Raw genomic sequence first — 20,731 nt, 5'->3', positions numbered from 1 at the left:
CTATCCTTAACCCATGGAAAAAATAGCTGAACTCAAACGCGCCAAGCTGCTGGCGCTGTCGCTGCTGCTGGTTGCCGCCGCGGCCTTTATCACCACCCTGTTCCTGCCGCAGACCTTCTGGGTGCGCGGCGTCAAGGCCATTGCCGAGGCGGCGATGGTCGGCGCGCTGGCGGACTGGTTTGCGGTCGTCGCGCTGTTCCGCCGGGTGCCGATTCCCTTTATCTCCCGCCATACGGCGATCATCCCGCGCAATAAAGACCGGATTGGCGACAATCTCGGCCAGTTCGTGCAGGAGAAGTTTCTGGATACCCAGTCGCTGGTGGCGTTGATCCGCCGCTATGAGCCCGCCCAGATGATTGGCGCCTGGTTCAGCAAGCCCGACAACGCCCAGCGCGTCGGGCTGCATCTGATGCAGGTGATGAGCGGTTTTCTCGAGCTGACCGACGACGGGCGCATTCAGCGCCTGCTTAAACGGGCGGTACATAAGGCCATCGACAAGGTCGACTTCACCGAAACCAGCGCCGTGATGCTGGAGAGCATGACCAAAAACAACCGCCACCAGGTGCTGCTGGACGCCATCATCAACCGGTTGATTACCCTGATTCAGCGGGAAAGCACGCGGGACTTTATTGCCGACCAGATTGTCCACTGGCTGAAGACCGAGCACCCGCGCAAGGCGATGGTGCTACCCACCGAGTGGCTGGGCGATCAAAGCGCGGAGATGGTATCGAACGCGGTCAACACGCTGCTGGACGATATCAGCCACGACCGCACGCACCAGATCCGCCAGGCGTTTGACCGCGCCACGCTGAAGCTTATCGACAAGCTGAAAAACGATCCGGAGATGGCGGCAAAAGCCGACAACATTAAGCACTACCTGAAAAACGACGAGGCGTTTAACCGCTATCTGGGGGAGATGTGGGCCGACCTGCGCCAGTGGCTGAAGGCGGATATGCAGAGCGAGGATTCGCGCGTGAAGCAACGCATCGCCAACGCCGGGCTGTGGTTTGGCGAAACGTTGACAAACGACGCCAGCCTCCGGGCATCTCTGAACGAGCATCTGGAGCAGGCCGCGCATCGCGTGGCGCCGGATTTCGCGGCGTTCCTGACGCGCCACATCAGCGACACGGTCAAAAGCTGGGACGCCAAAGACATGTCCCGCCAGATTGAACTGAACATTGGTAAAGATCTGCAGTTCATCCGCGTCAACGGTACGCTGGTGGGCGGGACGATTGGCCTGATCCTGTTTTTACTCTCGCAGCTGCCTGCCGTGCTGGGACATTAATCTACTTTGGGCGGCGCGATGACGTAGCGCGTCGCCTCGAAGCGGTTGAGGATCAGGTGCATCAGAAAGACCATCGTCAGCGTCGCCACCAGCGAAAAGGTAACGGAGGTGATGCGGTACAGATCGCTGAACACCAGGTCAGTGTCCGGGTGCATGTTCTGCCCGAACATTATCCCGATGGTGGTGATGCTGGAGAAGCCTACGCCCGCCCCGACCTTCTCCATCACGTGGAGTCGCGCGCCAAACGCCAGCCCAAGGCCGATCAGCGGCATCATCAACAGCATATGGCTGCTGTGATCGTAGAGGAGCAGCTGCACCACCAGAATATAGAGGCAACCCAGCACCACGCCGACCACGCGCCAGATGGAGCTCATCACCGCGCCGCGATAGTGCATCGGGAACAGGATCAGAATCCCCGCCATCAGCGCCGAAAGCGAATCGCTTAAGTCGCTAATCTGAAACACGACGAATATCAGCGTCGCGACGGTGCCGGAGAGCAGCGACTCGTGGCGCACGCGGGCGTCGTCTTTCTCGATCAGCGGCGGCGGCTTGCGGGGCTCCACGTCCGGCAGGAGGTAGTTCATCAGCGCGCTCAGGCACACCGCCATCACGCTGGCTTCGATGTTCGAGAACAAAAGCGTGTGCCAGTTGGTGGTGGGGTAGCTCATAAAGTTGAGCATCACGCTCTGGCACACCACGCCCATCGAACCGAACAGAAACAGCGGGCCTTTACTCATAAAGCGAAAGCGCATCACGTACAGGGCAAAGACCACCAGCGTCATGATGACCGGCCATTGCGACAGATAGCCGATGATAATCACCATTTCGACGCAGTTGAGCGATGCGCTGAAGATAAACTGCTTCGCCACGTGGCGGTTAAACACCGGCACCAGCGAGAGCAGCATGATCGGATAGACCACGAAAAAGACGCCGTAGCTGGTGTTGTAGAAACTGGAGATGCTGAGCGCAATCATCCCGGCAAAGACGATGCGCAGGGTCTGGCGAAAGTCGTTTGCCGTGTAGACGATGTTGCCGTGCGGGGTAAAGACCCGCGCCAGGGTACTAATAGACATAGTGAAGCAGGCTTACCAGGTGGATCTGCATCCCGGAGAAAAAGCGCGCAAACGGCCCTTCGCTGTTATAGAGCTGTACGGTCGCGCGGGCGCCGGTCGGCAGATGCTTCGGCAGCGGCTCGTCCAGCGTCACGTGAATGCGCATCCGCTGGGCATCGCGTACCCAGCGGTTAGAGGTTTCCGGCTCGGAAAGCTGGCCGTTAACGGCCTCCTGACCGGCGAGGATCCCCGCGTCGCTGCTGGTGACGTGGGCGCGGAAAACGTGTCCCGGGAAGGCGTCAAACACCACGGCCGCATCGGTGCCCTGATGGGTATGGCGCAGGCTCTTCTCACGGAAATCGGCCACGATATCGGTCTGGTTGTTTACCAGCGCCAGCGCGGCTGAGCCCGAGGAGGCGTAAAAGCCCGGGCTTAACTGCAGGTTACTGACCGTGCCGTCCGCCTGGGCGTAAACCTTCGTCCAGCCGAGATTGAGTTCCGCTTCATCCAGCGCGTTACGGTATTTTTGCAGCGTCACGTTGCGGTGTTCTTCGCGCTCACCACGCTGGATGCGCAGGTTGCGGATGTTGGCCTGAATCGTGCTGACGGACTGCTCGCTGCTCTGCCAGGTGGTGCGAACCTTATCCAGATCCGCCTGCGAGACGTTCTGCAGCGTGCTCAGCTTCTGGTAGCGATCAAAGGTCACTTTGTCGTTACGCGCGGTCAGCACGGCGGTTTTCAGGCTGGCCTGCGCGGCGGCGATCTGCGCATCCAGCTGTTCGTTGGACAGGCGTGCCTGCTCGAGCGCGATTTGCGCCGCTTCCACCTTATTGCGAAACGGCGTGTCGTCGAGTTCAAACAGCAGATCGCCTTTCTTCACCTGGCTGTTGTTATGGACATGTACCGCCGCCACGTAGCCGGAAACGCGCGGAGACACCGGCGTCACCACGCGCATCACAGTGGAGTCCGGCGTCAGCGGGATCCAGATATCCGCGACGATAAAGTAGACAAACATCAGCAGGAAAGAGGCAATACTCACCCTTACCCAGCGGGCAAACTTTTGTTCAGGGGTCATTATTTTTCGGTCTTGTTATCTTCTTCGCGGATTGTCCGCAAATTGCAGGCGATTTGATTCAACGTGGCGCTGAAAATGTCGAGATGTTCCGGCGCGATGTTTTGCGATACGCGCGCCTGATACGTCTCAATCACCTGAGTGAGCCTTTTTAATATGGCTTTTCCCTCAGGCGTCAGCGTCAGAAGCCGGATGCGCTTGTCATAAGGCGATGTGGTGCGCAGCAGGTAACCCTGTTTTTCCAGCTGTGTCAGGGTGCGCATCAGCGGCGGCAGTTCAATGCCCTGCACCTCCGCAAGCTCACTCATTGAGACGTTATCCCCGAGCTGATGAAGCTGCATCATCACCGTCCAGCTCGACTGGGTTAACCCGGTATCGAGAATGGCGTCGTCGATGACGGCACGCCACTGGCGCACGATCATCGCCATCCGCATGCCCATCGGCCTGCGGCAGAACAGTTCTTCTTCACTCATGGGGAACCTCTCGTCACACGCGGTCAAGATAATAGTTATCAGGGTAACTATCAAGAAACGAGAAGTTAAAGCGCAGGAATTGCGAAAGGTGTTACTGGAGGCGATGTACACGTAGGCCCGGTAAGCGCAGCGCCACCGGGCGTTTTTAGCGGCTAAAAAGCCTCTTAACAGCAGCCTTTCCCGACGCCGTCACCACCACCTCCCGATACCCCGCCACCCGCTGGATCCAGCCTTTACTTTCCAGATGGTCGAGCAGCAACGCACCGGCTTCTCCGCCCAGGTGAAACCGTCGCTCGCTCCAGTCCAGGCAGGCGCAGCAGGCCTTCCGGCGCGGATGCGCGCTTAACGGAATACCGAGCGCCAGGAACTGCTCCCGGCCATAGAGTGTCATCGCTGAACCGTCAGCCTCCAGCCAGCCTTCCGCCTGCATGAAATCATAGATCTGCACCGCCACGACGCCTGCGAGGTGGTCGTAGCAGGTCCGGGCTTCACGCATGGCTTTCGGCGCGCTGGTTTCCGGCGGGGTAATGCGGCTCCACGAAAGCCCCATCATCTGTTCCACCAGCGCCGCCACGTCGTGCCCGGCAAGACGATAATAACGATGCCGCCCTTGCGACAGGCAGGTAATCAGCTGCCCTTCAACCAGCCGGGCAAGATGCCCGCTGGCGGTCGACGGCGCAACGTCTGCCGCCGCGCTCAGTTCAGTGGCCGTCCACGCCCGCCCGTCCATTAGCGCACAGAGCATCTTCACGCGCGACGGATCGGCCATGGCAGCCGCCACCGCGGCAATCGCCTTTTCCAGCATCGCGCTGTTATCGGGGGGTAAACTCGTCTTAAGCATGGGCCGCCCAGGGTTCGGTGATCTCTGCGGCCAGCTTATCATCATCCGTCAGCAGAATAAGGTGATTCGCATGGTCGCTGTACTGTGTCAGGATAGACACGCCGCGTGCCCTCCGGTTTCGAAACTGTATTCCCGCACCAGCTGCGCCACCCGAATACGGTAAAAAGAAAAAATCGACGCCCGCCCTTCGGCCTGCGCCGCCTGATGAAAGACGTTCTGCTTCCAGCGGCGGACGGCCTCTTCATCCCGCCACCAGGAAAGAGAGAGGATTTTGCCGTCGGTCGTCAGGCTCTGGAACCGTTCGATATCAATAAAGCCGTCGATGTCGGCCAGTAAAGGCTTAAGCTCTGCGGCAAGCTGAAGATAGCGCGCCTGATGGGCAGGCGCGGCTTTGGCTTCGAAAAGGACTGCGATCATGGTTTTCTCTCCGTTGTGATGTTGGGGAGAGAATGCAGAGTGGAGAGATACAATGCTTCGGCAGGGAGCGAAACGTTGTGCCGGATGGCGCTGCGCTTATCCGGCCTACGGCTCATGTAGGCCCGGTAAGCGCAGCGCCACCGGGCAGGTTTTAGCCCACCATCGACCTCGGCTCCATAAACGCCCGAATTCCCCACTCGCCCATCTCGCGCCCCACGCCGGAGTGTTTGAAGCCACCAAATGGCGCTTTCGGTTCATGAGCCAGGGTGTTCACCAGCACGCGACCGGAAACAATCTGCTGTGCCACGCGTCGCGCGCGGGCCACATCGCAGCCCAGCACCATCGCGCTCAGGCCGTACTCGGTATCGTTGGCAATGGCGATCGCCTCCGCCTCGTCACGATAGGGGATCACGCACAGCACCGGGCCGAATATCTCGTCACGGGCAATCGTCATCCGGTTGTTCACGTCGGCAAACAGCGTCGGACGCACAAACCAGCCGTCCCGCGTGCCTTCCGGTCGCCCTTCACCGCCTGCCAGCAGGCGCGCCCCTTCTTCGATTCCTTTGCGGATATAGCCCTGCACCCGCAGCCACTGCTTTTCGCTGACCATCGGGCCGACGTCTGTCGCACTGTTGCGCGGGTCGCCGGATTTCACCGCCGCCACGGCCTGCGCCAGCGCGGTTTCGATCTCCGCCTTGCGCGAGTGAGGCACCAGAATGCGCGTCCCGGCCACGCACGCCTGCCCGCTGTTCATAAACCCGGCCTGGATCACCAGCGGGATCGCCTGCGCGATATCCACATCATCCAGCAGGATCGTCGGCGATTTACCGCCCAACTCCAGCGTGACGCGCTTAAAGCTTTCCGCCGCGTTGCGCAGGATCGCCTTGCCGGTATTCGTGGAACCGGTGAACGAGATTTTCGCGACGTCCGGATGGCGGCTGAGGGTTTCGCCCACCGTCTCGCCGCTTCCGGTGACGATGTTAAACACGCCCGGCGGCAGCGCGGCGTCGCGCAGCGCTTCGGTGACAATCTGCGTTTGCAGGGCGCTTATTTCACTCGGCTTGATGACCGCCGTGCAGCCCGCCGCCAGCGCGGCCGCCAGTTTGCCGCAGATAAACCCCGCATCGCTGTTCCACGGGGTAATCAACCCGGCCACGCCGAGCGGCGTCATCTGCACCGTTGCGGCACCTGCTGGGGTGACAAACTCAAACGCCTCAAGCGCCTCGATGGCCTGAGCAATCACCTCTGCCGGATAGCTTGCCATCCACGCCGAGCGCGAGGCGGGCGCGCCGTACTCCTCAACAATCGCATCCAGCAGCGCATCGTGACGGGCGGCCACGGCGGCGTGCATGCGCTTCAGCGCGGCGATGCGTTCCTGCTTTGTGGTCCGGGACCACGCCGGAAACGCCGCTTTTGCCGCCGCGATAGCGCGTTCAGCGTCAACCTCATCCGCCAGGCGAACCTGACCCATAACCTGCGCCGTCGCCGGGTTGTACAAATCAAACCACTCGGTACCGTGCGGGGTAACAAATTCGCCGTTAATAAAGATCTGTTCGATGGTGTGCATATAAACCTCCTCAGGCTTTGTGAGCACAGTCTGTCATGGCTTCTCCGTTGCGATAATCCACGCTATGCTGCAAGGGTTGTTTCGATTTTCAGGATAATCTATGCATCGTTCAGGTCTGACAGAGCTGGAAGTGGTGATGGCGGTGGTACGACGCGGCAGTTTTCGCGGTGCCGCCCAGGAGCTGGGGATGTCCGCCACGGCGGTGAGTAACGCCATCGCCGGGCTGGAGAGCCGCCTCGAGACGCGTCTTTTTAACCGCACCACCCGCAGCGTGGCGCTCACCGACGCCGGGCAGCGCTACGTGGCGCGTATCGGCCCGGCGCTGCAGGAGATCCGTCTCGCCGGGGAGGCGATCCACAGCGACACCGGGGAACCCGCCGGCACGCTGCGCCTCAACGTGCCGAACCATATCGGCACGCTGTTTCTGGACCAGCTGCTGATCGACTTCATGATCCGCTACCCGAAAATGCGCGTGGAAACGGTGAGCGAAGCAAGGATGATCGACATCGTCGCAGAAGGCTATGACGCGGGGATCCGCCTCGAAGAGTCCGTTCCGCAGGACATGATCGCCGTGCCGCTGACCGGTGAGATCCGCCAGCTCGTCACCGCCACGCCGGACTATTTCGCCCGTCACGGCATACCCGAGACGCCGGACGATCTGCTTTCACATCAGGGGATCGGCATGCGTATGGCCCACGGCGGGATCTACCGCTGGGAGCTGGCACGTCGGGGTGAAACGTACGCGCTTGCCGTGCCGCCGCGCTTTGCGACGTCCGATCTTTTTGCCTCGATCCGCGCCGTAAAAGCGGGGTTAGGGGTGGGATTTTTACCGGAACTCTATATTCAGGACGAGCTGAAAAGCGGGGAGCTGGTGAGCGTCCTAAACGACTGGACGCAGCCGTTTGCCGGGCTGCGCCTGTACTACCCGGGCCATCGCCACGTCCCGCCGGGACTGCGGGCGCTGGTGGCGATGATCCGCGAGCGCGGGATTATTCCAGGTTAGCCTTATTCAGCCCGTACGCCGCGTCCAGCGAGCCGGGCGCCATGCGGGAGGTGATCCCCAGACGGTTCCAGGCGTTGATCGCCACGATGGCGAAGTTCAGCTCTGAAATCTCCACGTCGGAGAAGTGCTCCGCCACGCTGCGGTAGAGCGCATCGCTCACGCCGTGAACGCCAATCTGGGTTAGCGCTTCGGTGAAGGCCAGCGCCGCTTTTTCGCGGGCGCTAAACAGCGGGGACTCGCGCCAGGCCGCCAGATGGTACAGGCGCAGCTCTCGTTCCCCGGCGATTTTGGCCTCTTTAGAGTGCATATCCAGACAGAACGTACAGCCGTTCAGCTGCGACACGCGAATGTCGATCAGGTGCTTCAGCGCCGGGTCGATGGAGGTTTTTGCCACCTCCATGCTCAGGGCAGACAGCGCGTTGGCGAGGGCAGGTGTAGCTTTATGGTGGTTAACGCGAGTGCTCATGGTCTTTCCTCTTTTTTGTGCGGCATGTGCCGTGCGATGAGGCAAATCTACGCCGTTAATGACATAGTAAAAAGACACAAAAAGCGTGAAACGAGGTAGGACATGAAGCCGGGCTATCACGAGATTTATTCCCGCTACCGCGACAACATCACGCGCGGCGTGCTGAAGCCGGGCGACAGGGTGCCTGCTATCCGCATGCTGGCGGAAGAGCTGAAGGTGGCGCGTAAAACCGTCGAAACGGCGTATGCCATTCTGACGGGTGAAGGGTATCTGGTGAGCCAGGGGGCGCGCGGCACGCGGGTTAACCCGGACCTCCTGCTGCCGGACAAGCATGCCCCGGCGGAGCAGCCCACCGGTACGCTTCCGGCCTCGCTCATCAGCCAGCGCGAGCGGGCGGGGTTTCTGCGCCCCGGCATCCCCGCCCTCGACAGCTTCCCGTATAAAAAGTGGCTGCTGCTGGCGGGCCAGGCGACGCGGGCCATGCGTCAGGAGGAGATGCTCAACCCGCCGGTGCTGGGCTGGTATCCGCTGCGGCAGGCCATCGCCAGCTACCTCAACATCTCGCGCGGCTTGTCCTGCACCGCTGAACAGGTGTTGATCACCAGCGGCTACAGCGGCAGCCTGCGGCTGATCCTCGATACCCTCGCCAGCCGCAGCGACAAGGTGGTGTTTGAGGATCCGGGTTATTTTATGGGCCAGCAGCTGCTGAAGCGGATCGTGCCGCGCCTGCACACCGTGCCGGTCGATCGCTGCGGCATCGACACGGACTACCTGCTCCGCCACCATCGCGACGCCCGTTTTGCCATCGTCACCCCGTCGCACCAGAGTCCGCTGGCGGTCACGCTCTCGCTGCCGCGTAAACAGCAGCTGCTCGACTGGGCCAGCCAGAACGAGGCGTGGATTATCGAAGACGATTACGACGGAGAGTTTCACTACACGCGCAAGGTGCTGCCGTCGCTGAAAAGCCTCGACCAGCACGACCGGGTGATTTTTATGGGCTCCTTCAGTAAAACCATTATGCCGTCGCTGCGCATGGGCTACGTGGTGATGCCCGCCAGCACCGTCGGGGCCTTTACCGACTGCGCGGACATCACCACCAGCGGCCAGCCGGTGCTGACGCAAAAGATCCTCACCGCGTTTCTCAACGAAGGGCATTTTTTCCGTCATCTGAAAAAGATGCGCGCGCTGTATCAGACCCGCCGCGACTGGATGATTGCCGCCCTGCAGGAGGTATATGGCGATCTGTTTTTCACCGAGCAAAACGACGGCGGGATGCATATCGTGGCGTTCCTGACCAAAGGAAGCCGTGACCGGGAAATCGCGCGCTGCTGGCAGGAACAGCAGCTGCAGGTCAATGCGCTCTCGGAGTGGTATCGCGGGTCGGGCAAACGCTACGGGCTGGTGATGGGCTATAACAACGTGCGGTCGTATCAGGAGGCGCTGGATTTACTGGAAAGGCCGAAGCGGCAGACGTTTGCGCTGTTGCGCTAAACATCGCCGGGTGGCGGCTTCGCCTTACCCGGCCTACTCGATCCCGTAGGCCCGGTAAGCGTAGCGCCACCGGGCGATGACGCGGCTCATACATCATGCCGCGATAACCCGACGTCCTTGAGCTGCTCGTCGCTCATCTGGCTCAGGATGCGGCGGGTGCGGTTGATGCGATACCAGTTACGCAGCGTTTTCGCGATCCAGACAAACACAACAAACGGACGTTTTGAACGATTCTCGTAGAATTCCATGATGCTCTCCTCACTGTGTCAGTGGGGTTATCATCCCGGAAATCGGCCTGTGCAATACAGATGCAAAAACAACTTTTGTTTAACATACAGATCCGCTAAAACAGTATCTGCATGGCCATTTTCGCAGCAATCTGTACTGGTTTTATAATCTGTATGGTGAAAACAGAGGATACAGCATGACGCGCTATCAACATCTCGCCAACCTTCTGGCAGAACGCATTGAACAAGGGCTGTATCGCAGCGGCGAACGTCTGCCGTCAGTGCGCGCGCTGAGCCAGGAGCACGGCGTGAGCATCAGCACCATACAGCAGGCCTACCAGATCCTCGAAAACCTCCAGCTGATCACGCCTCAGCCGCGCTCCGGCTATTTTGTCTCGCCGCGCAAGGCCCAGCCGCCCGTCCCGGCAATGACGCGCCCGGTGCAGCGCCCGGTGGACGTTACCCAGTGGGATGAGGTGATGATGCTGCTGGACGCCCGCGCCGACAAAGAGATGATCTCCTTTGGCGGCGGTTCGCCGGACATTAACCAGCCGAGCCTGAAGCCCCTGTGGCGCGAGATGAGCCGCATCGCGCAGCATAACCCCAGCGAGATGCTGAGCTATGACGTGCTTGACGGGCGCCTGGAGCTGCGCGAGCAGATCGCCCGCCTGATGCTGGACGGCGGCTCCACCGTCTCGGCAAGCGACATTGTGATCACCAACGGCTGCCACGGCGCGCTGTCGATCGCCCTGCTGTCGGTGTGCAAACCGGGGGATATCGTGGCGGTGGAATCACCGTCGTTTCACGGCACGATGCAGATGCTGCGCGGGTTTGACATCAAGGCGATTGAAATTCCCACCGACTCTGAAACCGGGATCAGCATCGAAGCGCTAGAGCTGGCAATGGAGCAGTGGCCGATCAAGGCGGTGATCCTGGTGCCCAACTGCAATAACCCGCTCGGGTTTATCATGCCGGAGGCGCGGAAAAAGCAGGTGCTGGCCCTCGCCCAGCGGCACGATATCGTGATTGTCGAGGATGATATTTACGGCGAGCTGGCGGCGGAGTACCCGCGCCCGCGCACCATTCATTCCATGGATATCGACGGCCGCGTGATCCTCTGCAGCTCGTTTACTAAAACCGTGGCGCCGGGCCTGCGCGTCGGCTGGATTGTGCCGGGACGCTACTACGACCGGGTGATGCACATGAAATACGCCGCGGGCGGGTTTAACGTGCCGGGCACGCAGATGGCGGTGGCGGCGTTTATTCGCGACGGCCATTACCATCGCCACGTGCGCCGTATGCGCCAGATTTATCAGCAGAATATGGAAACCTACACCTGCTGGGTGCGGCAGTATTTTCCGGCAGAGATTTGCGTCACGCGCCCGCAGGGCAGCTTCCTGCTGTGGGTGGAGCTGCCGGAAAATGTGGATATGGTGTGCGTCAGCAAGCAGCTGTGCCGGCTGAAAATCCAGGCCGCGGCCGGGTCGCTGTTTTCCGCCTCCGGGAAGTACCGCAACTGCCTGCGGATCAACGTGGCGCTGCCGCCAACGGAGAAACATCGCGAGGCGTTGAAGAAGATGGGTGAAGCGATTGTGATTGCGATGGAGGAGTAGTTTTTGCCGGGTGGCGGCTTCGCCTGACCCGGCCTACGTTCTCGCCGTTGTAGGCCCGGTAAGCGCAGCGCCACCGGGCAACAGGCCGCACTACTCGTCGAAGTACCAGTATCCCTGGTTAATCAGCCCGGTGAGCTCCTCGACAAACGCCGGGTTTTTCAGCGCATCGCCCAGCTCGGCCTGACCGAGTTCGGTGTAGCGGCACAGCGCATCCGCCGCCTTCGCGTCTACCGTCTCCAGCTGTTCGCTGTTGATGAAGAAGCTGCCGTTGATGTTCAGCACGCGCAGGCCGCTCAGGCGAGACAGCGTTTCGCCGCCCTGCAGCGCGTCCAGCACCTCTTCCGGCGCGTACGGCGGCTCGGCGGCGGCAATATCCAGCTCGTGACGCGGCGTGGAGACAAAGCTGCCGAACCATTTTGTGAAATCATCAGGCTTGCCGATCATGTCGATCATCATCTGACGAATGCGATCCAGCTCGTACTGCTCCACGCGGCCCGGGTGTTCGCGGCAGGTCAGATCCGGATCGCTGTAGTGCTCGCCGCCCAGATCGTTTTCCAGCGCATAATCGGCGAAGCTGCTGATCAGATCGCGGCCGTTCGGCCCGCGGAAGCCGACGGAGTAGTTGAGCGCCGTTTCATGGGTAAATCCGTCGTGCGGGAATCCTGGCGGGATGTAGAGGATATCGCCCGGGGCCAGATCTTCGTCAATAATCGGCTCGAACGGATCCACATGCAGCAGCGCCGGATGCGGGCAGAACTGACGCATCGGCAGCTTGTCGCCCACGCGCCAGCGGCGGCTGCCCATCCCCTGAATGATAAACACGTCGTACTGATCGATATGCGGACCCACGCCGCCGCCCGGCACGGAGAAGGAGATCATCAGATCGTCCAGACGCCAGTCCGGCAGAACGCGGAACGGACGCACCAGCTCCGCGGCGGGCATATGCCAGTGGTTCACCGCCTGCGCCAGCAGCGACCAGCCGGTTTCGCCCAGATCGTCGAAGTGCTCAAACGGGCCATTGCTGGCCTGCCATTTACCGTTGAAATGGCTCACCAGACGGCTATCGACCTCCGGCTCCATCGCCAGCCCTGCCAGCTCGTCCGGGGTAATCGGATCGACAAAATTCGGAAAGGCATTTTTCAGCACAACGGGTTGTTTTTGCCAGTATTTCTCAAGAAATTCCGGCCAGTTCAGGTTCAGTTGATACGCCATGGGTAGCACCAGTGAGAGGGGAAACAGGCGCGATTATAGGTAAGAAAGCAGAGGGGGAACTTGTCATGGGTCAAACGAGGGCGTGTAGGTCGGGTAAGGCGTAGCCGCCACCCGACACGTACACGGCGGTAAAAACTTAGTCCAGCTTCAGCTCGTCATAATGGGTGATCAGCTTGCCCACGATGCCGTAGTCCAGCGCTTCCGCCGGGGACATCCAGAAGTTGCGGTCGGTGTCTTTTTTCACTTTTTCCAGCGGCTGGCCGGTGGCGTCAGCGATCAGCTTGTTCACGCGATCCAGCATGCGGATGATCTCGCGCGCTTCGATCTCAATATCCGTCGCCTGGCCGCGCACGCCGCCCAGCGGCTGGTGGATCATAAAGCGGGTATTTGGCAGCGAGTAGCGGTGCTCTTTTTTCGCGGCCAGGAAGATGGTGATCCCGGCGCTCGCCACCCAGCCGGTGCCGATGACGTGCACTTCCGGGCGAATGAATTTGATGAAGTCGTGGATGGTGTCGCCCGCTTCCACATGGCCGCCCTGGCTGTTGATGTACAGCTTGATCGGATCGTTGCTGACGCTTTGCAGCAGGATCATCTGGGTGATCACTTTCTGCGCCAGCTCCTGGTTGATCTCACCGGAGATCACAATCGAACGGGACTCCAGCAGTTTTTGCTGCAGAGCGCCCGCGCCGTTTGACCCTTCCGCTTTATCCTTGTCGCTTTCTTTCAGTGTGTAGTGCATTGTCTTTTCCTCAGCTTGTCGCGCTCAAAACCAGAGTGTAGCCTGTTTTACCGGTGAAAGTCCTCACCGACACATCACGAGGGAACTTATGCATATTGCCCATGTTGCACTCTGGACCCGCAGCCTGAACGCCCAGGTTCAGTTCTGGGAAACGGTTTTTAATGGCCGCAGTAACGAACGCTACGTCAGTAAAAATCGTCCGGGGTTTGAATCACACTTTATTACGCTGGATGACGGTCCGACCATCGAGCTCATGACGCTGCCGGAGCTGCCCGACGCCCCGCTGCACCCGGAGTTTATCGGCTGGGCGCATATCGCCATCAACGTCGGCAGCAAGGCAAAAGTGGACAGCATGGCCGAGCGAGCCCAGGCCAACGGCACGCTGCTCAGCGCTCCGCGCCTGACCGGAGACGGCTTTTATGAGGCGGTGATCGCGGACCCGGACGGCAACCGCATTGAGCTTGTCGGTGCATAAAAACAGCGTTTCGTTCCTTCACCGCCCCCGCCCCGGCTCGCTATACTTCATACGGTTATCATATTGTTAAATGATAATGATAGTTAATGTGTTAAGATGAAAGGCAGCATAAACAGTCTCTTACGTCGCCGTAGTGACTGTTTGCATCCTCGACATGTCAATCAGCACCGGGGCGGTGAATGGAACACATTGTGTATGTGGTAGATGACGATGACGCCGTCAGACAGTCCGTGATCGGGCTGCTGGAATCGGCAGGCCTGAACGCCATCGGCTTTTCATCGGCAGAAGCGTTTCTGCAATATCGCTTTGAGGATCTGCCGTCGTGCGTGATCCTCGATATGCAAATGCCCGCCATTTCGGGTTTTGAGGTAGCAGACGCCCTCAAGGAAAGCGGGCGCGAAATCCCGATTATTTTCCTCACCGGCCACGGCACCATCCCGATGTCGGTGCGCGCCATCAAAGGCGGCGCGTACGAATTCCTCACCAAGCCCGTCGAATCTAACGCGCTGATCGACGCCATCGAATCCGCACTGCAGCTGGCGGAAAACAACGCCGTGCGCAATAAAGAGCACTACGCCCTGAAGCAGCGCCACATGTCCCTCACGCCGCGCGAGCACGAAGTGCTGACGCTGGCGATAAGCGGCATGCTGAACAAGCAAATTGCCGCCGAGCTGGGCGTCAGCGAGATCACGGTGAAGGTGCACCGCCGCCGCGTGATGGAAAAAATGCAGGTGCGCTCCGTGGCCGAGCTGGTCAGGGCCGTTGAGCGCCTGACCAAAAGCCAGCCCGCGGAGTAACGTTTACGCTTCCTGCGCGGCCAGCGGCAGCGCGAAGGCAAATACCGTGCCGTGCGGCTCCCGGCGGCGCGCGCTTAGCTTCCCGCAGTGGCGCTCGATAATGCTGGCGCTGATGGTCAGCCCCATCCCCATTCCCTGCGGCTTGGTGGAATAGAACGAGTCAAAAATCTGCTCCAGCCGCTCGGGCTCAATGCCGCTGCCGGTGTCGGCGATCTCAACGATCACCTTCCCGTCCGCGTTGCTGGTGCTGAGGGTGATGGTGCTGGCACGCTCCTTCACCTCGGCCATCGCCTCTACCGCGTTCATCACCAGATTCAACAGCACCTGCTGGATCTGCACGCTATCGCCGGTGATAAAGCTGTCGCTGGCGTTCAACAGATAATCAACGCTTATGTGTCGCTGCTCCAGCTCGCTGCGCGAAAGCGTGATGATATGGTGGATCAGGGAGTGCATGTCGATGCGCGAGAAGGTGGGATCCTGCTTGCGCGTCAGGGACTGAATGCTGCGAATGATCTCCCCCGCCCGCGCGCCTTCGGCGGCGATCTCCTCCAGCCCTTCCCGCACTTTATCCAGCCGGGCGGGCTCGCGGCTGAGCCAGCGCAGGCTCGCTCCGGCGTTCGAGACGATCGACATCAGCGGCTGGTTGATCTCATGGGCGATGGAGGAGGTCAGCTGTCCGACGGTGGTGGCCCGGGACACCCGCGCCAGATCCGCCTGCGCCACCCGCATGGCATCCTCCGCGGCGCGCTGGCTGGTGATATCGGTGATGATACCGTAATACTCGTTCACCTCGCTGCCCACTCCCACCGGATCGCCAATGCCGAGGATGTAGCGCGTTGAGCCGTCGGGACGCTTAACGCGAAACTCCGCGCGCATCGAGAGCCCGTCGCGCACGCTTTGGGTAACAATGGCGCTGATGCGGGCGTAATCGTCCTCATGGACGAAGGTCAAAAACTCCGCCATGGAGATCGTCTTTTGCTGCTCGGGCAGGCCGAGAATGCGGGCGTACTCGTCCGAGACAAACATCAGATCCTGCTCCAGCTCCCAGCGCCAGCTGCCGGTGTGGCTGATCTGCTCGCCCAGCATCAGCGAGGTCTGGCTGGCGCGCAGCTCTTTCTCCACCCGGCGGCGCTGGATGTTCTCCGTCAGCAGCTCGGCGTACAGCCGCGCCGTCTCCAGGGAGACCGCCGCCTGCGCGCCCAGCAGGCTGACCACGCGCGAGTGTTCGGCGGTAAACACTTCCGGCATCAGGCGGTTTTCCAGGTACAGCACGCCCACCAGCCGCGCCTGTTTGAACATCGGGACGCACATCACCGCCGCCCCCGAGGTCACCAGATAGGGGTCCTGGCTGAAGGGGTGAAACTCCTCCGGCCTGCCGGTGCGGATCTCCTGCCCGGTGCGGATCACCGCCGCGAGCACCGACAGCGGCAGGTCGGTCGCCGTCGGCACGTCTTTGAGGATCCTCACCCGCACGCCGTCGGTGCTGGTCCAGGCGCTGGCCTCGATCTCCGGAATGAGGCTATCGCTCACGCGAAGCAGCAGGCCGCGCTGCGCCCCGGCGCGTTCGAGGAGGATCGTCATCAGGTTTTCGATTAAGCGCTCAAGGTTGATCTCTTCCGACAGCGCGCGGGAGGCTTTGATCACGCTCTGCAGATCGCGGATGGTCTCGTTCTGGGCGAACGCTACCGTGTCATAGGCGCTCGCCTGCCCGGAGGCCAGCAGGTGCGGAAAATCCTGCTCCAGCTGGCGCACCTTGGCCTGCGCGCCCGCGCGGCCCCAGGCGGAGATGGCCCCGCGGAAGTGTGCGTCCGAGGCGGTTGGATAGCCGCAGGCCAGCGCAAAGCGGCCCGCCAGCTCGTGGGCCAGGGCGTTAATCGGATTAAACCCGCCCTCGCGGGAGAGCCGGACCGCCTTCTCGTACTGCTCAAGCGCGATGCTGTTCATCCCGTCCAGACGCACGATTTCGGCGTAGATCAGCGCCTCTTTATCCGCGAACGTGCCGGGATTAATGCGCGCCCAGAGGGCGATTTTGTCGTAGTGGGCGTGAATGCTGCGGCGGTGGTTCGCCGAGAAGGTCTCCGGCGTCAGCTGACGCGAAAGCGCCAGCGCGCTGTAGAGATGGTAATCCAGCAGATGGATGTGCCCCGGCGCGGACCACGCGTACCACCCCGCCATCTCCAGATCCGCCTGCGCGTCGGCGTACTCGCCGCAGGTAAAGTGCGCCATGCCGCGATAGAGCCAGTACCAGAACAGCATGGTGGAGGTCTGCTCCGGGGCCTGCTCCGGCGACGCGGGAAGCAGCGCCTCGGGCAAGACCTGCGACGCGGTCCAGGTGCCGATGACCGGCGTGCGCAGGAACTCAACGTAGCTGCGCTGCACCATCAAAATGCTTTCCACGTCCTGGAAGTGGGTTTTACGCACGAACGCCAGGCCGCGATCGATGCTGGTCAGCACCCCGTCCAGGTGATCGCCCCGCGAGAGGAAGTTGATCACCTGGTGGCAGGCCGCAAAGCAGGCCATCGTCATATCCCCGTGGGTGACCGCCGCGCTGAAGCAGGCTTTCGCGCACTCGATGGTGAACGACAAAGGCTGGGTCCAGACGCTGAGCTGGTCGAGCGGCAGCAGGGTCTTGGCTTCAAAGGCATCGTAGCCGTGGCGGGTCACCAGCTCGCGGGCCAGCGTGCCGTACTGAAACCCGAGGCGATACTCGGCGTAGCGGTGGCCCATCAGCACGCCAAACCAGGCCATCGCCGTGGTGGAGGCGCCGGTGATGCCGTGGTCGAGGGTCAGGTGCATCATGCGGCAGAGCAGTAAGAAATGCAGGCGCGGGCAGATGAAGCTGGCGCAAATGCTGGCGCTGTAGAGCAGGTTCATCACCGCTTCCGTTTCCGGGTTCTCCATCCGCGAGAGCGGGGCAAAGAGATGTTGCGGCGCGTCATTTGCGCGGTTGCAAAAGCGTTCCCAGGCCTCGTCGCAGTCGGCATCTTCCGGATAGCGGCCAATCTGGATGCCAAACACCCCCAGCCAGCAGAGCGCCGCCTCCAGCGCCAGACGGCTGTCCGACTGGCGAATGTACACTTCCACCAGCAGGTTGGCCGCCAGCGCCTTTTCGGTCAGCCCGCCGGGGCAGCCGAGGATGGCGTCACACAGCTCGCGGGTCCGCTCCAGGTGCCCCAGCGCAAACTCGCAGCCCGCCTCTTCGATATCGAGCATAAAGTCCGACACCGTCCCGGCGTTGCCCAGCGCTCTGGCGGTCTGGATATAGCTCAGCGCCGAAAGATAATCTCCCGAACGCTTCGCGCGTCGCGCGGCCAGCAGGCTCAGCTCGCGGAACCTCTGGCGCTGCGGGGCGGGCTGGATGCTGTCCAGCGCGGCCGTGACGTGATGTACGGCGCGGAACAGCAGCTCATTCCCCGCCGCCTGGCGCGCGGCGTCGGCCAGCAGGCTGGCGGTGGTCAGGTGAAGATGGCTTTTCTCATGCCGATCCAACAGCGCAAAGGCGGCCTCCTGCACCCGGTCGTGGGTGAAGGAGTACGCTTTCTCCGTCAGCACGATAAGCTGCGCCATCACCGCCGGGTGCAGCGCATAGCGCATTTCCGCCATCGACATGCCGACCACGCGGCACATCATCTCCATCTCGCCCGTTCCGCCGAGACAGGCGATGCTGCCCAGCAGGCGGCGCGTCTCGTCGGGCAGCTCTTCGAGCTGCTCCAGCACCAGGGTGACCACGTTTTCGGTGTAATGCCGGGCGCGGATCGCCTGCAGATCGTAATGCCACTTGTCCTGGTATTTGTTATGCACCACCAGCCCGTCGTCGACGATGCGGCGGAAAAATTCATGCACAAAAAGCGGGTTGCCGCCCGTTTTCTCGTGGATCAGGGTGGCAAGGTCGGTCGTCGCCGCGCTGCGGGTGCGAAACACCGTTGCCAGCCAGCGCGCCACGGCTTTAACCGAGAGCGCCTGCGGGACAATCTCGCTCGCGTGCTGTGCCGCCTCCGGCAGGCTCGCCAGCTGCTGTTGCAGCGTGGGGTCGGACAACGAGCCGATATCGCGGTGAGCGACAACCACCAGCAGCGGGATGGCGCCGCAGTTCACCAGCAGCGCGTTGAGCGTTTGCAGGCTGGCGGCGTCGCTCCACTGAAGATCGTCCAGCACCAGCACCAGCACCAGCGGGCAGCCCAGCGAGGCAAAGGTTTTCACCAGCGCCAGCACCATATGGCTGAAGCGCGCCCGGGCATCAATAGAAAACGTATCCGCCGAGAAGCGCGGCTTGCGCTCAAGCAGCAGGCCCAGCTCGGGCACCAGGCTGACGGCCAGTTCTTCATAGCCTTCAAGGGCGCGCGAGAGGCGGATTTTCCACTTCGCCACCTCGTCTGCCGGCAGCCCCAGCAGGTGGAGCGTCAGGGTGCGGAACGCGGAGCTTAATACGCCGTAGGGCAGCGACGGTGAAAACTGATCGACTTTGCCCACCGCCAGCAGCACCGTGCGCTGCTGCAGCGTTTTAAGCGCCGTCGCAATGATCGAGGATTTGCCGATCCCCGACGGCCCGCCGATGGTCACCAGCTCCGGCACGCGGTTCTGCCCCACCCGCTCAAACGCGGCAATGACGTCGTTCGCCTGCGGATGGGTCGCGAACAGGGAGTCCGCCAGATGGATCGCCGGGGTACGGTCCTGCTGGCCGGGGGTAAAGGCGACGATTTCGCCCTCGCAGGTCAGCGTCGCCTGGCAGCGGCGGAGGTCGGCAATCAGCCCGTTGACCGTCTGGTAGCGGTTATCGGGGTGCTTCTCCAGCAGCTTCAGGATGATGGTTGACAGCATCCCCGGCACGTCCGGGCGTATCGCGTCCGGGGCCAGCGGCGCCGAGGCGATGTGGTAATGCGCCCAGTTGGTCTGGTCGTCCTCTCCCAGCTCAAACGGCAGGCGGCCGGTCAGGAGTTCATACAGCACCATGCCGAGGCTGTAGAGATCGCTGCGGTTATCCACGGGACGCTGGGTGCGGGAGGTGTGTTCCGGCGACATCCACGCAGGCGTACCGCCCGAAACGGCAAGCCGGGTCTGGGAGAAAGCATCGGAGAGCGTGCAGGAGAGGCCAAAGCTGCCCAGACGGCAGGTGGCATCGTGCTGAACAAAAATGCTGCCGGGCTTGATATCGCCGTGGATCAGGTTTTGCAGATGCATCTGGCGCAGAGGGACGCAGATCTGGATCGCCAGCTCGATAAAGCGCGCGATCCCCGAGATCGCCCTGCCCGCGCGCCGCGCCAGTAGCTCAAAGGAAAACGGGGCGTACACCAGCGCGAAGCGTCCCCGGTACTGGGTGGAGGCGACGGCGCGAATGGCCCAGCTGTCCTGCAGCATATCGCGCAGCGCAAACTCGTTTTTGAGCAGCCGGGTGGCCCGCTCTTCCTCTTCGTCGCTCACCGCGGTGGCGATAATGAACGAGCCGCCGGAATGAGGATGTCGCGCGTGCATCCAGGCGATTCCGCCCTCCTGCGCCAGCACGGTAAAAATCACATCCTCTTTAAGGACAAAAACCCGCCCCTGGTGAAGATTCCCCTGGGCGGGCCAGAATGCAGGCTGCTCGTTTTCGTTCATCCGCGATCCTTATTGTCGGCGGGCCAGCTCCCGCTGGATATGATCCAGCAGAATATCGATGTTAATGGGCTTACGCAAAAAAGCAGCGGCGCCCAGACCGAGAGCGTACCGCTGCATATTTTCATCAGCATGACCGGAGATAAAGAGCACGGGCGGAGGCGGTACGGCCAGCAGCCGCAGCTTGTCAAACAGCTCAAGGCCGCTCATGCCCCGCAGCTTGATATCGGTGATCACCAGCGCCGCGCCGGACAGGGCGAGCGGATGGCTCAGAAATACCTCTGCCGAATCAAACGTATCGGTCGAATAGCCTTCCGACTCCAGGAGATTACTCAACCCGCTGCGGACGGAACGTTCGTCATCAATGATGGCAATGCGCCACGGCAGCGTCATGCTGTTATTCCTCTAACCA

The 20,731-nt window shown here is 61.4% G+C and carries 17 protein-coding genes and 2 pseudogenes; 6 read left to right on the top strand and 13 right to left on the bottom strand.

Annotated elements, in window-relative coordinates; translation table 11 throughout:
- The first annotated feature begins 13 nt into the window (after positions 1-13).
- Positions 14-1,285 carry a DUF445 domain-containing protein gene (locus BFV67_RS02740; RefSeq protein WP_069597842.1) on the top strand — a complete coding sequence of 424 codons (1,272 nt, stop codon included), beginning with the start codon at positions 14-16 and terminating at the stop codon, positions 1,283-1,285.
- On the opposite strand, the gene BFV67_RS02735 is transcribed toward BFV67_RS02740, so the two are convergent.
- The 7 genes and pseudogenes from BFV67_RS02735 to BFV67_RS02710 form a co-directional block, all read right to left on the bottom strand.
- Positions 1,282-2,358 carry a DUF2955 domain-containing protein gene (locus tag BFV67_RS02735; protein ID WP_069597841.1) on the bottom strand — a complete coding sequence of 359 codons (1,077 nt, stop codon included), beginning with the start codon at positions 2,356-2,358 and terminating at the stop codon, positions 1,282-1,284. The two genes, BFV67_RS02740 and BFV67_RS02735, sit on opposite strands and share 4 nt — an antisense overlap.
- A complete protein-coding gene (locus tag BFV67_RS02730) occupies positions 2,348-3,415 on the bottom strand; it encodes an HlyD family secretion protein (protein WP_088728436.1) in 1,068 nt (355 codons plus the stop codon). Before BFV67_RS02730 ends, BFV67_RS02735 begins: the two co-directional genes overlap by 11 nt.
- Positions 3,412-3,882: a MarR family winged helix-turn-helix transcriptional regulator gene (locus tag BFV67_RS02725; RefSeq protein ID WP_008501325.1), complete on the bottom strand. Its 471-nt coding sequence runs from the start codon at positions 3,880-3,882 to the stop codon at positions 3,412-3,414. The genes BFV67_RS02730 and BFV67_RS02725 overlap by 4 nt, the downstream gene beginning before the upstream one ends.
- A gap of 145 nt (positions 3,883-4,027) precedes the next feature.
- Positions 4,028-4,723, bottom strand: a complete 696-nt coding sequence (locus BFV67_RS02720) for an ArsR/SmtB family transcription factor (protein ID WP_069597840.1) — start codon at positions 4,721-4,723, stop codon at positions 4,028-4,030.
- Positions 4,716-4,832 (bottom strand): annotated as a pseudogene (locus BFV67_RS23115) (amino acid-binding protein); the annotation flags it as partial. The pseudogene BFV67_RS23115 and the gene BFV67_RS02720, both read right to left, overlap by 8 nt.
- Positions 4,811-5,140: an antibiotic biosynthesis monooxygenase family protein gene (locus BFV67_RS02715; protein ID WP_069597839.1), complete on the bottom strand. Its 330-nt coding sequence runs from the start codon at positions 5,138-5,140 to the stop codon at positions 4,811-4,813. The gene BFV67_RS02715 and the pseudogene BFV67_RS23115, both read right to left, overlap by 22 nt.
- 151 nt (positions 5,141-5,291) lie before the next feature.
- A complete protein-coding gene (locus BFV67_RS02710) occupies positions 5,292-6,707 on the bottom strand; it encodes an aldehyde dehydrogenase family protein (RefSeq protein WP_069597838.1) in 1,416 nt (471 codons plus the stop codon).
- Positions 6,708-6,807: 100 nt separating this feature from the next.
- On the opposite strand from BFV67_RS02710, the gene BFV67_RS02705 reads away from it, so the two are divergent.
- Entirely contained in the window at positions 6,808-7,710 is a 903-nt protein-coding gene (locus BFV67_RS02705; RefSeq protein ID WP_069597837.1) for a LysR family transcriptional regulator, read from the top strand.
- Here BFV67_RS02705 and BFV67_RS02700 read toward each other — a convergent pair.
- Positions 7,697-8,176, bottom strand: a complete 480-nt coding sequence (locus BFV67_RS02700) for a carboxymuconolactone decarboxylase family protein (RefSeq protein WP_008501331.1) — start codon at positions 8,174-8,176, stop codon at positions 7,697-7,699. The genes BFV67_RS02705 and BFV67_RS02700 overlap by 14 nt on opposite strands.
- Before the next feature lie 102 nt (positions 8,177-8,278).
- Between BFV67_RS02700 and pdxR the strand changes: the two genes are divergently transcribed.
- Complete coding sequence (gene pdxR / locus BFV67_RS02695) at positions 8,279-9,667, top strand: MocR-like pyridoxine biosynthesis transcription factor PdxR (protein WP_069597836.1); 1,389 nt, start codon at positions 8,279-8,281, stop codon at positions 9,665-9,667.
- Between the two features lie 86 nt (positions 9,668-9,753).
- Here pdxR and BFV67_RS02690 read toward each other — a convergent pair whose 3' ends face one another.
- Complete coding sequence (locus tag BFV67_RS02690; protein WP_069597835.1) at positions 9,754-9,915, bottom strand: DUF1127 domain-containing protein; 162 nt, start codon at positions 9,913-9,915, stop codon at positions 9,754-9,756.
- Positions 9,916-10,091: 176 nt separating this feature from the next.
- Here BFV67_RS02690 and BFV67_RS02685 point away from each other — a divergent pair, with 176 nt between their 5' ends.
- Entirely contained in the window at positions 10,092-11,507 is a 1,416-nt protein-coding gene (locus BFV67_RS02685; RefSeq protein WP_069597834.1) for an aminotransferase-like domain-containing protein, read from the top strand.
- 90 nt (positions 11,508-11,597) lie between these two features.
- Here the strand turns inward: BFV67_RS02685 and BFV67_RS02680 are convergent, their stop codons facing one another.
- Both BFV67_RS02680 and BFV67_RS02675 read right to left on the bottom strand, forming a co-directional pair.
- Positions 11,598-12,719, bottom strand: a complete 1,122-nt coding sequence (locus BFV67_RS02680) for a ribosomal protein uL16 3-hydroxylase (RefSeq protein ID WP_023326636.1) — start codon at positions 12,717-12,719, stop codon at positions 11,598-11,600.
- Positions 12,720-12,855: 136 nt separating this feature from the next.
- Positions 12,856-13,464 (bottom strand): annotated as a pseudogene (locus BFV67_RS02675) (ATP-dependent Clp protease proteolytic subunit); the annotation flags it as partial.
- A gap of 82 nt (positions 13,465-13,546) precedes the next feature.
- Here BFV67_RS02675 and BFV67_RS02670 point away from each other — a divergent pair.
- Positions 13,547-13,933: a VOC family protein gene (locus BFV67_RS02670; RefSeq protein ID WP_023293372.1), complete on the top strand. Its 387-nt coding sequence runs from the start codon at positions 13,547-13,549 to the stop codon at positions 13,931-13,933.
- Positions 13,934-14,112: 179 nt separating this feature from the next.
- The gene (locus tag BFV67_RS02665; protein ID WP_045353149.1) at positions 14,113-14,730 is read left to right on the top strand and encodes a response regulator transcription factor; all 618 of its coding nucleotides are present in this window, start codon (positions 14,113-14,115) and stop codon (positions 14,728-14,730) included.
- A 3-nt stretch (positions 14,731-14,733) separates the two neighbouring features.
- Here BFV67_RS02665 and BFV67_RS02660 read toward each other — a convergent pair whose 3' ends face one another.
- The gene (locus tag BFV67_RS02660; protein ID WP_069597833.1) at positions 14,734-20,322 is read right to left on the bottom strand and encodes a trifunctional serine/threonine-protein kinase/ATP-binding protein/sensor histidine kinase; all 5,589 of its coding nucleotides are present in this window, start codon (positions 20,320-20,322) and stop codon (positions 14,734-14,736) included.
- Positions 20,323-20,331: 9 nt separating this feature from the next.
- Positions 20,332-20,712, bottom strand: coding sequence for a response regulator transcription factor (locus BFV67_RS02655; RefSeq protein ID WP_008501346.1), 381 nt, complete (start codon positions 20,710-20,712; stop codon positions 20,332-20,334).
- Positions 20,713-20,731 lie beyond the last annotated feature (19 nt).

Origin of the sequence: Enterobacter roggenkampii, assembly GCF_001729805.1 — a bacterium.
In the GTDB taxonomy this organism is placed as follows: Bacteria; Pseudomonadota; Gammaproteobacteria; order Enterobacterales; family Enterobacteriaceae; genus Enterobacter; species Enterobacter roggenkampii.
The sequence above is the reverse complement of the archived record's forward strand: the minus strand, read 5'-3'. Positions and strand labels throughout refer to the sequence as shown.

Coding starts and splice junctions, on each gene's coding strand:
- BFV67_RS02740 (WP_069597842.1), top strand. CDS start 14: ATGGAAAAAATAGCTGAACTCAAACGCGCCAAGCTGCTGGCGCTGTCG.
- BFV67_RS02710 (WP_069597838.1), bottom strand. CDS start 6,707: ATGCACACCATCGAACAGATCTTTATTAACGGCGAATTTGTTACCCCG.
- BFV67_RS02700 (WP_008501331.1), bottom strand. CDS start 8,176: ATGAGCACTCGCGTTAACCACCATAAAGCTACACCTGCCCTCGCCAAC.
- BFV67_RS02705 (WP_069597837.1), top strand. CDS start 6,808: ATGCATCGTTCAGGTCTGACAGAGCTGGAAGTGGTGATGGCGGTGGTA.
- BFV67_RS02655 (WP_008501346.1), bottom strand. CDS start 20,712: ATGACGCTGCCGTGGCGCATTGCCATCATTGATGACGAACGTTCCGTC.
- pdxR (WP_069597836.1), top strand. CDS start 8,279: ATGAAGCCGGGCTATCACGAGATTTATTCCCGCTACCGCGACAACATC.
- BFV67_RS02665 (WP_045353149.1), top strand. CDS start 14,113: ATGGAACACATTGTGTATGTGGTAGATGACGATGACGCCGTCAGACAG.
- BFV67_RS02720 (WP_069597840.1), bottom strand. CDS start 4,723: ATGCTTAAGACGAGTTTACCCCCCGATAACAGCGCGATGCTGGAAAAG.
- BFV67_RS02725 (WP_008501325.1), bottom strand. CDS start 3,882: ATGAGTGAAGAAGAACTGTTCTGCCGCAGGCCGATGGGCATGCGGATG.
- BFV67_RS02715 (WP_069597839.1), bottom strand. CDS start 5,140: ATGATCGCAGTCCTTTTCGAAGCCAAAGCCGCGCCTGCCCATCAGGCG.
- BFV67_RS02735 (WP_069597841.1), bottom strand. CDS start 2,358: ATGTCTATTAGTACCCTGGCGCGGGTCTTTACCCCGCACGGCAACATC.
- BFV67_RS02685 (WP_069597834.1), top strand. CDS start 10,092: ATGACGCGCTATCAACATCTCGCCAACCTTCTGGCAGAACGCATTGAA.
- BFV67_RS02690 (WP_069597835.1), bottom strand. CDS start 9,915: ATGGAATTCTACGAGAATCGTTCAAAACGTCCGTTTGTTGTGTTTGTC.
- BFV67_RS02680 (WP_023326636.1), bottom strand. CDS start 12,719: ATGGCGTATCAACTGAACCTGAACTGGCCGGAATTTCTTGAGAAATAC.
- BFV67_RS02670 (WP_023293372.1), top strand. CDS start 13,547: ATGCATATTGCCCATGTTGCACTCTGGACCCGCAGCCTGAACGCCCAG.
- BFV67_RS02660 (WP_069597833.1), bottom strand. CDS start 20,322: ATGAACGAAAACGAGCAGCCTGCATTCTGGCCCGCCCAGGGGAATCTT.